11 protein-coding genes are annotated in these 13249 nt (G+C 40.7%); all 11 read left to right on the top strand.

Features of this window, described 5'->3' with window-relative positions:
* Nucleotides 1-531 precede the first annotated feature (531 nt).
* The 11 genes from sufB to ACT29I_RS15425 all read left to right on the top strand — a co-directional run bounded on the left by sufB (nt 532) and on the right by ACT29I_RS15425 (nt 13238).
* Complete coding sequence (sufB, locus tag ACT29I_RS15475) at nt 532-1980, top strand: Fe-S cluster assembly protein SufB (protein WP_430933821.1); 1449 nt, start codon at nt 532-534, stop codon at nt 1978-1980.
* A 79-nt stretch (nt 1981-2059) separates the two neighbouring features.
* The gene (gene sufC / locus ACT29I_RS15470; protein WP_430933820.1) at nt 2060-2812 is read left to right on the top strand and encodes a Fe-S cluster assembly ATPase SufC; all 753 of its coding nucleotides are present in this window, start codon (nt 2060-2062) and stop codon (nt 2810-2812) included.
* A 74-nt stretch (nt 2813-2886) separates the two neighbouring features.
* Nucleotides 2887-4281, top strand: a complete 1395-nt coding sequence (sufD, locus tag ACT29I_RS15465) for a Fe-S cluster assembly protein SufD (protein ID WP_430933819.1) — start codon at nt 2887-2889, stop codon at nt 4279-4281.
* Between the two features lie 132 nt (nt 4282-4413).
* Nucleotides 4414-5637 carry an aminotransferase class V-fold PLP-dependent enzyme gene (locus ACT29I_RS15460; protein ID WP_444793889.1) on the top strand — a complete coding sequence of 408 codons (1224 nt, stop codon included), beginning with the start codon at nt 4414-4416 and terminating at the stop codon, nt 5635-5637.
* Between the two features lie 292 nt (nt 5638-5929).
* Nucleotides 5930-6352: a SufE family protein gene (locus tag ACT29I_RS15455; RefSeq protein ID WP_430933817.1), complete on the top strand. Its 423-nt coding sequence runs from the start codon at nt 5930-5932 to the stop codon at nt 6350-6352.
* A gap of 281 nt (nt 6353-6633) precedes the next feature.
* Nucleotides 6634-6951 (top strand): iron-sulfur cluster assembly protein, encoded by a 318-nt coding sequence (locus ACT29I_RS15450; protein ID WP_430933816.1) that lies wholly within the window; start codon nt 6634-6636, stop codon nt 6949-6951.
* Nucleotides 6952-6980: 29 nt separating this feature from the next.
* Entirely contained in the window at nt 6981-7925 is a 945-nt protein-coding gene (gene queG, locus ACT29I_RS15445) for a tRNA epoxyqueuosine(34) reductase QueG (RefSeq protein ID WP_444793888.1), read from the top strand.
* Nucleotides 7926-7989: 64 nt separating this feature from the next.
* Complete coding sequence (locus ACT29I_RS15440) at nt 7990-8850, top strand: alpha/beta fold hydrolase (protein ID WP_430933814.1); 861 nt, start codon at nt 7990-7992, stop codon at nt 8848-8850.
* A complete protein-coding gene (locus tag ACT29I_RS15435) occupies nt 8831-9817 on the top strand; it encodes a GSCFA domain-containing protein (protein ID WP_430933813.1) in 987 nt (328 codons plus the stop codon). The genes ACT29I_RS15440 and ACT29I_RS15435 overlap by 20 nt, the downstream gene beginning before the upstream one ends.
* Before the next feature lie 192 nt (nt 9818-10009).
* Nucleotides 10010-11938 (top strand): glycogen debranching enzyme N-terminal domain-containing protein, encoded by a 1929-nt coding sequence (locus ACT29I_RS15430; protein ID WP_444793887.1) that lies wholly within the window; start codon nt 10010-10012, stop codon nt 11936-11938.
* 1 nt (nt 11939) lies between these two features.
* Nucleotides 11940-13238, top strand: a complete 1299-nt coding sequence (locus ACT29I_RS15425) for a glycosyltransferase family 4 protein (RefSeq protein WP_430933811.1) — start codon at nt 11940-11942, stop codon at nt 13236-13238.
* The last annotated feature ends 11 nt before the right edge of the window (nt 13239-13249 follow it).

Genomic DNA, 13249 nt, shown 5'->3' with positions numbered 1-13249 from the left:
TTTACAAATATTCTATTATACATGTATTGTTTGTCCAACGCCGTTGCAGATCTTCACATTTTAATTGACAAAAGGAAAAAAAACAATATCCTATCTTAAAAAAATATAAATATTCAAGTGCACACCGCTTAACTTTCATGTATTTCTGTACAATTTTCTATTTTTACAATCCATATACCACTTATTAAACGAATAAGGTTCCAAATGTCATGCTCTCCCTTCTTTTACTTTAACATCTGTAACGATGTGCTATGGATTTAGTGTGACTTTTCGAACAATTGCCATTTGAGAACATCATTCATCATTTTTGGCATCCTTATTTATTAAGCATTTAGAGTACTTAATTTATCGTGTTGATAATGAAGCAAATTAATAGAGCCGTAATTTAGAACAGCTTAATTTTATTTAATCTAAATAGTTTGTTAATTTTGCGCATTCTTAAAATTATTATTTAATTAATTTGGCCTTGTTAATTGGTAATGAACCTTAACGATTACAAGTTGTTATGGGGGTACAAGTAAAGGAGAGATTATGGCAGAAGATCAAGATAGAATATTAGAGGAAGTAACCGGTAATGAATATAAATACGGGTTCACTACCGATATCGAAACGGAAACGATTCCCAAAGGGCTGAACGAGGATGTCGTTCGCCTTATATCGGCAAAAAAAAACGAACCCGAATGGATGCTCGAGAATAGGTTAAAAGCTTTCGAGTATTGGAAAATGATGAAAAAACCGGAATGGGCGAAGCTCAAAATTCCAGAAATAGATTTCCAGGACATCATCTATTATGCTGCACCAAAACAAAAACCGCAGCTGGATAGCTTGGACGATGTTGACCCGGAATTAAAGGCAACATTCGACAAGCTGGGAATTCCTTTGGACGAACAGAAGATCCTTTCGGGAGTAGCCGTGGATGCGGTAATGGATAGCGTTTCGGTAAAAACCACGTTTAAAGAAACCCTGGCCGAAAAAGGTATAATTTTCTGCAGCTTCAGTGAGGCAGTGCAGGAGTATCCCGACCTGGTCAAAAAGTATATGGGCTCAGTTGTCCCTTACACCGACAACTTTTTCGGCGCACTCAACAACGCCGTATTTAGCGACGGGTCATTTGTTTACATCCCCAAAGGTGTTAAATGCCCTATTGAATTATCTACTTATTTCAGGATCAACGCGATCAACACTGGTCAATTTGAAAGAACCTTGATTGTGGCCGAAGAAGACAGCTACGTAAGCTATCTGGAAGGCTGCACCGCACCTCAGCGCGACGAGAATCAACTTCATGCAGCCATTGTTGAGATTGTTGCTATGGAAAGAGCGGAGGTAAAATATTCCACTGTTCAAAACTGGTACCCTGGCGACAAAAACGGAAAGGGCGGTATTTATAACTTTGTTACCAAAAGGGCTTTATGCAAAGGTGACTATTCAAAAGTTATGTGGACACAAGTTGAGACAGGTTCGGCCATCACATGGAAATATCCCAGCTGCGTGCTTATGGGCGACCATTCCGTTGGAGAGTTTTACTCCGTTGCAGTTACCAATAATTATCAGCAGGCCGATACGGGCACCAAGATGATTCATATTGGTAAAAACACCCGAAGCCTTATCGTTTCAAAAGGTGTTTCTGCCGGTAAAAGCCAAAACAGTTACCGCGGGTTGGTGAGGGTCAATAAGAAAGCTGAGAATGCACGTAACTTCTCGCAATGTGATTCTTTGTTAATGGGAGATAAATGCGGGGCACACACCTTCCCTTATCTCGAAATAAATAATAGCTCGGCGGTGGTGGAGCACGAAGCTACCACTTCAAAAATTGGTGAGGATCAGATCTTCTATTGCAACACCCGCGGACTCTCAACTGAAGATGCGGTTGGCTTAATTGTAAACGGATATGTTAAAGAAGTCATCAATCAATTGCCGATGGAATTTGCCGTAGAGGCTCAAAAATTATTACAAATAAGTTTAGAAGGTAGTGTAGGGTAATTATTCGTTTTTGAGACAGGAGACTCAACGATAAAACTTCACATACCTTCAACTTTAAAAACTTTTAACTGGAAAAAGAATGCTAGAAATAAAAGACTTACACGCTAAAATAGAAGACAAGGAAATATTGAGAGGAATCAACCTAACCGTTAAACCAGGGGAAGTTCACGCTATCATGGGTCCCAATGGATCCGGGAAAAGTACATTGTCGTCGGTTCTCGCAGGTAGCGAGGTTTTTGAAGTATCGGAAGGGTCAGCAAGTTTCTATGGTAAAAATTTGTTGGACATGCCGGCCGAAGACAGAGCTCGGGAAGGGTTATTTTACAGCTTCCAGTATCCGGTAGAGATACCCGGAGTTAGTATGGTTAACTTTATGCGTACCGCAGTAAATGAACACCGTAAGTACAACAAACAGAAACCATATACCGCCAGCGAGTTTTTAAAACTGATGCGCGAAAAAAAGAAATTGGTGGAGATCGACTCCAACCTGACCAACCGCTCAGTTAACGAAGGCTTTTCCGGTGGCGAAAAAAAGAAAAACGAGATTTTTCAGATGGCCATGCTTTCACCCAAAGTGGCTATCTTGGACGAAACAGATTCCGGATTGGATATTGACGCCTTACGCATTGTGGCCAATGGAGTTAACAAGTTAAAGTCGAAGGATAATGCTACGATAGTGATTACCCACTATCAACGACTTTTAGATCACATTGTACCGGATTACGTGCACGTATTATATAAAGGTCGAATAGTAATGTCGGCAGGTAAGGAACTGGCGCACGAATTGGAAGAAAAAGGGTACGACTGGATTAAAAAACAATTCGAAGATTAAAGCTAGTAAGCGCAGGAGCTAATACTTGACAATTTAAGCTCAAAATTTCTTGAACATCACAAAAAGGTTTGACAATGAGCATTGTGAGCACAGATTTAAAAACAGAACTAAAATATACTTCTCTTTTTGCAGAAGAAAAGGGCAAACTCAACCTATTGGTTTCCGATGTCATTTCGTCGCAACGAGAAAATGCCATTCAACTGTTTGAGGAAAAAGGCATTCCTACCAAACGGGTTGAAAACTACAAGTACACCAACATGGTACCTCTTTTCGAGGAAGATTATGGGTACGATTTCGAGCACGAAATATTTAAACAAGATCTTTCCGATGTGTTTAACTGCAACGTGCACGATTTGGAGGCGACCACCGTTTACCTTATCAACGGATGGTATTATCGTAAAAATCAGCTGCCCGCCAATTTACCCGAAGGGGTTATCATTGGGAGTCTGGCCGAATGTTCCAAGTCGCATCCCGAACTTTTCGAAGCGCATTATAACCAATATGCCAAAAACGAAGAAGATAGTATGGTTGCTTTAAATACGGCTTTTGCCCAAGACGGATTTTTCATTTACATTCCCAAGGGTACCGTTATTGATAAACCCATTCAGATTGTAAACATCATGGATGCCAGGGAAGATTTAATGGCCTTCCCGCGAAACCTGGTAATTGTTGAAGAAAATGCCCAGGCTAAAATCCTGCTTTGCGAACATACTATTTCCGACAAAAAATACCTGATTTCAGGAGTAACCGAGGCCTGGGTGGGCGAAAATGCCGTGTTCGATATATACAACATCCAAAACCAGCATAACCTGACCACCAACATTTCGTCGGTTTTCGTAAAGCAAAAAAAACATTCCAGTGTACTGACGCACAACCTGACCTTGCATACTGGCGTTACCAGGAACAACATTTACATCCATATGGATGATGAGCATTGCGAGTCGCACGTGTACGGTTTGTTTATTTCGGATAAAAACCAACACGTCGATAATTTCACGTTCATCGATCATGCCAAGCCAAACTGTTACAGCGAGGAATTGTTTAAAGGAGTATTGGACGATGCGGCCACGGCTGCTTTTGCCGGAAAAATAATGGTACGTCCCGATGCACAAAAAACCAACGCATTTCAACGCAACGACAACTTGCTGCTTACCGAAACAGCCAAAATGAACACCAAGCCCATGCTCGAAATCTACGCAGATGATGTGAAATGTTCTCATGGTGCCACCGTGGGACAATTGGACGAAAAAGCCATGTTTTACCTGCGCTCCAGGGGAATTAGCAAAGACGAAGCACGTATATTATTAATGTACGCCTTTGCATATGAGGCTGTTGAAAAAATAAGGGTGGAAGCCGTCCGGGAACAAATCAGGGAACTGGTGGAACATGTGTTCCGAGGCGAACTTAACAAGTGTAGTTCTTGCGTTTTATGCGGACAGGAAGCAGAGCCTGGTTACACTTGCATGTAAAACCTGCTAGTTAGTAACTGTTCCATGGTCACTAGTCAATAGTGTTGGCCAATGACTAAAGACAGATGACTTCCCGTCCAAATTAAATTTGGAGCCACGGGATGTCGTTTCACTCCAAATGACTAATAACTGATGACCAATATAGATATTAAAAAGGTAAGGGCACAATTTCCGATTTTGAACAGCACCATTCACGGCAAGCCTTTGGCCTACTTCGACAATGCCGCTACTACGCACAAGCCAGATAGAGTGGTAAACAAGGTGAAAGAGGTTTACGAAACCTTGAATAGTAATATTCACCGAGGAGTACATTACCTGAGCAATCAGGCCACTTTGGCCTATGAAGAAGCCCGCACCAAAGTACAATCATTTATTAATGCGGCGCATTCACATGAGGTAATATTTACCTCGGGAGCCACAGGAGCGATTAATTTATTGGCCAATTCTTTTGGGGAATCCTATATATCCGAAGGGGATGAGATCATCATTTCGCACATGGAACACCATTCTAACATTGTTCCCTGGCAAATGATGTGCAAGCGCAGAAAAGCCATATTAAAGGTAATTCCCATCAATGGTAATGGAGAGCTAGTTATAGACGAGTTTAAAAAATTGCTTTCTCCCAAAACCAAATTGGTTGCAGTAACCTACGTTTCCAATGCTTTGGGCACGGTTAACCCAATAGATGAAATTATAAAAAACACACATGCCAACAATTCACTAATTATGGTGGATGCATCCCAGGCCGTGCAGCATTTAAAAGTTGACGTGCAGGCCATGGACACCGATTTTATGGTTTTTTCGGGACATAAAATCTACGGCCCAACAGGTACAGGCGTACTGTACGGAAAGGAAAAACTACTGAACGAGATGGAACCCTGGCAAGGGGGTGGTGAAATGATTAAGACGGTTTCGTTTGAGGAGACAACGTACAATGAGCTACCGTTTAAATTTGAAGCGGGTACACCTAATATCGCGGGAGCAATCGGCTTGGGAGAGGCAATCGATTTTGTTTCGGAGTTAGGTGTCGAAAACATTTATGAATACGAGGATGAATTGCTGAGATATGCTACGGAACAATTCATCAAAATTCCGGGCATGAGAATTATTGGCACAGCAAGCAAAAAAGCCAGCGTAATCTCGTTTCTGGTAAACGACATACATCCGTTTGATATGGGTACCATGCTCGACAAAATGGGCTTGGCAGTGCGAACAGGACACCATTGCGCGCAACCCATTATGGATTTTTTTGGTATTCCCGGAACACTACGGGCATCCTTTGCCGTATACAACACAAAAGAAGAAATAGACCGTTTGGTTGAAGGCATCACAAAAATTGCCAAGATGTTCGGATAACACCCATCCGTTAATGACATTGGCGTTCAATTCATCTCGTCTTTAACGCTATCATTGATCGATCGGTATCCATATGCTAACTTAATTAATGGCTATAAGAAAAGGCAACAATTCTCTTTCAAAACCCTCTGACTCTCCCGAATACGTATTCGGGAGAGTCAGAGGGTTTCACTAAGGAGAATTTATAGAATAGAGAGTTTTCTTAGATGCACTAATTATTATAAGTGGTATAATTTATTTTTCCCATCTTTGCACAGACTTTCTTTTGTTTATAAATAAGAGACCATATAAAATGACAATTAAAGAGATACAAGACGAAATAGTTGAAGAGTTTAGCTCGTTTGATGAGTGGATGGACAAATACGCATACTTGATTGAGCTGGGTAACGATTTAGAACCCTATGATGATCAATACCGGGTGGAACAAAATATTTTGGAAGGATGTCAATCCAAGGTTTGGTTGCACGCATGGATGGAAGATGGTAAGGTGTATTATATGGGCGACAGCGACGCCATCATCGTAAAAGGAATTGTGGCTTTGATGATAAGAGCGTTATCCGGTCAAAGCCCTCAGGACATTATCAATAGCGACCTTTCGTTTGTGGATGTAATTGGTTTAAAAGAACACCTTTCTCCAACCCGATCGAACGGATTAGTGGCTATGATCAAACAAATGCGCCTCTTTGCCATAGCATTTAAAGCTCAGCAGGCTTAAACAAAACATTTTGCAAGACTGTTCTCTTATAGATTAGAGACATTAGATTAGAGATAATAGAACAATCCGTTTTATGGAAAATAAATAACACTCGTGTTATGTCAGGCATGGAATTTCGTGTAAGTTGCCATGATTATTGAATTTTTCAAAAAGAGAAAAATTAATCTGAGCCATATTCGTTCTTTTATAATATCCCAATCTATTCATTAAAACAGATGATAGGCAACAAGATAATATAACACGAGTTTATCGCTAATCCTTCATCTAAAAATCTTTACACTATGGACAATGAATTTTTATCAAAAGAAGAAGAGATAGTTAACACGCTAAAAACCATATTCGATCCGGAGATTCCGGTGAACATCTATGACTTGGGGCTTATTTATGAAGTAAATGTTAACGAGGAGGGCAAAGCAAACATTGTGATGACCTTGACCTCGCCCAACTGCCCTGTTGCAGAATCAATGCCCGAGGAGGTATTTGATAAGGTCAGCGACCTGGACGGTATCACACATGTCGACGTAAATTTGACCTTTGATCCTCCCTGGACAAAAGACATGCTTTCGGAAGAAGCCTTATTGGAACTTGGACTTCTTTAGAGGTTTCGGATTTCACATATTATATTAATGTGGACTTATTAAAGGAGGCATATAGCAAATTAATTAAGGACAAAGCCAAAGCATTGGGCTTTGATGCATGCGGTTTTACCAAGGCAGAAGCGTTAACTGAGGAAAAGGAGATTTTAAGGGGTTGGTTGGATAATAATAGGCATGGCAATATGCAATATATGGCCAACCACTTCGAAAAAAGAGTGGATCCCTCAATGTTGGTTGAAGGCGCAAAGTCCGTTATTGTGCTATTGACCAACTATACCCCGCAAAAAAAACAAACCGATCCTGATGCTCCCATTATTGCCCGTTATGCCTACGGGCAAGATTATCATCATGTAATTAAAGATAAGCTCAAGCTTCTGTTTTCCTATATTCAGGAAGAAATATACCCTGAACTTGAAGGGCGTTATTTTGTGGATTCAGCTCCCGTGCTGGAACGCAGCTTAGGGGTGAAGGCCGGATTGGGCTGGATAGGCAAAAACACAAACCTTATCCATAAAAAAATCGGCAGTTATGTTTTTATTTCGGAGCTCATCATTAATCTCGAGCTTCCGGCATCGGAGCCCATCAAGGAAGCCTGCGGTGGATGTACCCGTTGTATCGATGCCTGCCCCACCCAGGCGTTGATTGCACCAAAAACACTCGACGCACGTAAATGTATATCCTATCTTACCATTGAAAACAAGGAAGATATACCGGAAGAATTTGTCGGCAAGATGGAAAACCGCGTTTTCGGTTGCGATATCTGCCAGGAAGTGTGTCCCTGGACATGGAAATCGCGTCCGCACACGAACGAAAACCTGCAACCTGTCACCAAAATACTAGAACTCACCAAAGAAGAGTGGCAAACACTAAACCCTGACACATTCAGCGAAACATTCAGAAAATCAGCGATTAAAAGAGCGAAGTACACAGGTTTAAAGAGAAATATAGATTTTCTCCTGTCAAAAAAACAAAAATAACGACAATACCTTTATACCGAATATATTACATTTGGTATCTGGAATACCTGATTTTTGATGTTTTATGCACAACAACACATTCACAACCTTCACAACGCATTCAAAAGATGGAACCCAATTGCACGGACATTATCTAATGCCTTGCACAGATGCCGTTGCCGTTATTTATTTTATCCATGGGCTTGGCGGACATTCTGGGCGGTTTCTTCAACCTGCATCTTTATTTGCCAAAAAAAATATCGCTTCCATTGGCATTGATTTGAGAGGCAATGGACGTTCGGAAGGGAAAAGAGGCCATACCGATAGCCTCGAAAAATACATGGAAGACATTGACGCTTGCGTGAATTATAGCTCCAGGCTTTTTTCCGATCAGCTACCTAAACTAATAATGGGAAACAGCATGGGCGGAGCCATAGCACTTCATTACGGCATTAAACATAAAAATATGTTTTCGGGCCTTATATTAACCGCACCATGGATAAGACTAACCAGCCCAATCACCAAGGCCAAAATGTCTGTCATGGGTATCCTCGATAAAATAGTCCCCACTTATACATTTTCTTCAAAGGTTAAACCGGGGCAAATTTTAACTGAGAACGAACATCAAATGACAGAAGAATCCGACGAACTTATCCACAAACAAATAACAGCCCGATTGTTAATGGAGATGCACAAATTGGGAAATCAATTATTGGAAAAAGCAGATTGTTATCTTCCAACGTTAGTGCTGCATAGCAAAAACGACCCTGTTACCGATTATGCAGCCAGTCAGGAATTGTGCGGCAAACATTGCCTTTCGTGCAAATTGGTTACCCTGGATTTTTACACCCATGCGGTTCCGTTTGAAGAAAACAACACAGTTTACATTGAAGCACAAAGACATATAGATAAAATTTTAGTAGCCCATGAACAACTTCAGGACTGAAATAAAAGTTGATGAATCTGTTCACAAAATTGAATACGATTCGCAAGTGATGTTCCTGGGATCATGCTTTTCTGATAACATGGGCAATAAATTCAAAGAATATAGACTGCCTGTATTAACAAATCCTTTTGGTGTTATATACAATCCCTTGAGTGTTGCCAACACTTTAAGATCAGTAATAAGAAATAAAACATATACCGAATCGGAATTGCGATACCATAACGATTTATGGTTGAGTTTTGATCATCATGGTTCTTTCTCAAAACCAGATAAAAACGAGACTTTAAGATTAATCAATGACAAATGTCAAATTTCGTACGAATATTTAAAGCGAAGTCGGTTTATTTTTATCACCTTTGGCACGGCTTGGGTGTATCAGTTAAAAGAAACCAACCAAATAGTATCTAACTGTCATAAGTATGCTGCCAGATGTTTTAATCGCTATTTGCTTAACATTGAGGAAATAGTAAACACTTACAAATTATTATTGACAGAATTACTGGTATTTAATCCCGATTTAAAAATTGTATTTACGGTGAGTCCTGTGCGACATTGGAAAGATGGAGCGCATGGCAACCAAATTAGCAAATCAACTTTAATGATAGCGATCAATAACCTATGCGAGATGTTTGAAAGCTGCTCTTATTTCCCTGCTTACGAAATACTTATGGACGACTTAAGGGATTACAGGTTTTATGCCGGGGACATGTTGCACCCTAACAGTACTGCAGTGGAATATATTTGGGAAAAGTTCGAAATATCTTTTTTTTCCACAAGTACCTTGCATTATAAAAATGAGATGCTTAATTTAGAAAAGGCAGTTAAGCACCGTGCTTTGAACCCAGCCACAGACCAGCACCAGCGTTTTCTTAAAAAACAAATCGAAAAAATTGAAAAACTTATGATAACATACCCAAAAACTGATTTTGGTAACGATTTGAATGTATTACGTACTGAAATTATTTAAATTATTATAACAAATCGATAATTAATATAAAATTAAAACCTTTTAACCTGTAAATGTTCTTTTTAACACCATTTGTTCATATATTGGAACATCGTTAATAACTAGTTAATATAATACCCAAACATATTACTATTTTATTTAACACCCCTGTTTTATTAAACTTAATTCTAATGCAATAAACCAAAACAACTAATGTCCTATTTAGCATTTGAAAAATCCAAATTGATTAACCTTGAGCAATCCCTTTTCAAGGAGATACTCAGAACCAACCGAGCCGGTTCTTATTCCAGCTCAAGTATTGTTGGTTGTAACACCAGAAAATATCACGGGCTGTTGGTATGCCCGATTCCTGAATTTGAAATGACCCGGCATGTGCTAGTGAGTTCCATTGACGCTACCGTTGTGCAGCACGAAAAGGAGTTCAATCTTGGTATTAGAAAATACCATGGGAGTCATTACGAGCCTAAGGGGCATAAATATATTCGAGAACTCGATTTCGATATCATTCCCCGCAAGGTATACCGCGTAGGTGGTGTTGTGCTGGCAGTTGAGGAAGTGCTGGTGGCAAAGGAGGAGCAAGTGTTGGTTAAATACACCTTGTTAGAAGCCCATTCGGAAACAACCCTGAAGCTAAAACCTTTTTTGGCCAACCGAAGTGTTCACGAACTAACCCGGCAAAACCTGCAAGCCAATACCAAGTACGAAAAAATTCAAAACGGCATTAGCATACAGATGTACCCTAACCTGCCTAAGTTGTCTATTCAGCTATCCAAGGAAAATGAATTCGTGCCGATTCCGGATTGGTTTCGCGGCATAGAGTACTTTAAAGAAGAAAGGCGCGGTTACGACTATAAAGAAGACCTTTATGTACCGGGCTATTTCGAAGTTGAAATCAAAAAAGGTGAAAGTGTAATTATTTCAGCTTCTACCAACGAACAAAAAACGGGTGGTTTTAAAGCTAAGTTCAACAAGGAAGTTGAAAGGCGTATACCCCGCGACGGAATGTACAACAACCTCTTAAATTCTGCTTCCCAGTTTTTTGTGGACAAAGGAAATGTGACGACAATGGTAGCAGGATATCACTGGTACAAAAAGAGATTGCGCGACACATTAATCTCAGCCCCGCTTTTAACGCAGGCCTTGGAAGATGACGAATTATTTGAAAAAGTGCTGGCTTCTTCAGCTAAGGAGATTAAAGCAAGCATCACGGATAAATCCCTAACTGACATCAAGGAAGTGGATACTCCGCTGTGGTTTTTCTGGACCCTTCAACAGTGTTGGGGCAAATCGTGTATCAAAGATCTTTGGAACAAATACAAAGATCTGTTAGTATCCATTATTAATGCGTACAAAAAGGATAGATACGACAATGTAACAATGCTCGAAAATGGGCTCATCTATTCGTCCGACGATAAACATCCGCTTACCTGGATGAACGGAATGTGCGACGGAAAGCCTGTGACACCGCGCAACGGAATGTGCGTGGAAGTGAATGCCCTATGGTACAATGCCCTGTGCATGACCGTGCAATTGGCCAAAACAAGTAAAGACAATAAGCTGGCCAGTGAACTTGAACCGCTTGCCGAACAAGTTAAAGAATCTTTTATAGCTACTTTTTGGAACGATGACGAGCAATATCTGTACGATGTAGTAAACGGAGACAGCAAGGACTCTTCTGTAAGGCCCAACCAGGTTTTTACAACCGCATTTGCCTATTCGCCTTTGAGTAACGAACAGAAAAAGTGCGTTCTTGATGTTGCAAGAAATCAATTGGTTACACCTAAAGGACTAAGAACCCTGTCCCCCCAGAATCCTGCATACATGGGAGTAACAGATGGCTTTGCCAATATACGTGAGTTTGGTATTCACCAAGGTGCAGTATGGCCGTGGCTGGCCTCTTTCTATGCGGAAGGATATCTGAAACTTCATAAACAAGGGGGTATCAGCCATATCAAACTTTTGGTTGACAATTTCGAAGAAGAAATGGTGAATCACTGCATAGGCACTTTATCCGAGTATTACGACGGCAACCCTCCGCATATGGGTAAAGGTGCAGTAAGTATGGCCTGGAACGTGGCCGGAGTTCTTAAAATTCTTAAACTAATCGAAAAATATAGCTAATATGAGGGTATTAATGTTTGGCTGGGAGTTTCCTCCTCATATTACAGGTGGACTCGGCACAGCTTGTTATGGTTTAACAAGAGGTTTGTCTCACGTGAAGGATTTAGATGTTTTATTTGTGGTACCTAAGGCCTATGGCGACGAAGATCAAAGCGCCATTAAACTAATGGGTGCCAATAATGTATCTATCCGTCAGAGAAAAATCGATCTGAAAAAATTTGAAAAAGAAATGGACTACATCGAGGTGGATACGCACATCATACCTTATGTAGACCCTGAAGAATACTGGAAACTGACAAAACTGAAAGTTGAAGGCGAAAAGAAAATAGTACAAACGAACGAAGAGGGCAAGATTGATTTCTCGGGTAAGTATGGTGCAGACCTGTTGCACGAGATCTCTAACTATGCGCTGGTTTCCAGCGTGATTGCACAGGAGAATGAGTTTGATGTGATACACGCCCATGATTGGCTGGCCTATCCGGCCGGAATAGCGGCAAAAGAGGCTTCGGGCAAACCCCTGGTGGTGCATGTGCATGCTACCGACTTTGACCGAAGCGGAGGAAGTGTGAACCCGACGGTTTTCGAAATTGAAAAAAGAGGGTTAGATGCTGCCGACCGCATAATTACGGTAAGTAACCTCACGAGAACCACGGTAATCGAAAAATATGGTATCAATCCTGACAAGGTAGTAACCGTGTACAATGCCGTCGAACCCAAAGATATGGAAACGGAATTACCGTTTAAAAAGAACAAAGGTGAAAAGGTAGTTACTTTTTTAGGTAGAATCACCATGCAAAAAGGCCCTGAATATTTTATCGAGGCAGCTTACCGTGTCCTTCAAAAAATGGACAATGTGCGGTTTGTCATGGCAGGCAGTGGAGACATGATGGAAAAGATGATCCGTAGGGCAGCAGAACTTAAAATTACCGATAAATTTCACTTTACAGGATTCCTGAAAGGGGAAGATGTTTTTACCATGTTGCGCATGAGCGACCTGTATGTTATGCCTTCGGTTTCTGAACCATTTGGTATTTCACCACTGGAGGCCATGCAAAGCAATGTGCCGGTACTCATCTCATACCAATCGGGAGTGGCCGAAATATTAAACCATGCGATAAAAACAAATTTCTGGGACATTGACGCCATGGCCGATGCCATGTACGGTGTATTGAAATACCCATCACTGTCCAAGATGTTTATCCATCATGGCAAAAGCGAAGTTGAATCCTTAAAATGGGAAGATTCGGCTCTTAAAGTGAAAGAAGTATATGACTCTGTTGCCCAAACAGAAGTTAACTAACCTAAAAATCT

The sequence above is a fragment of the Saccharicrinis sp. GN24d3 genome (assembly GCF_052400645.1).
Taxonomy (GTDB): domain Bacteria; phylum Bacteroidota; class Bacteroidia; order Bacteroidales; family Marinilabiliaceae; genus Saccharicrinis.
The sequence above is the reverse complement of the archived record's forward strand: the minus strand, read 5'-3'. Positions and strand labels throughout refer to the sequence as shown.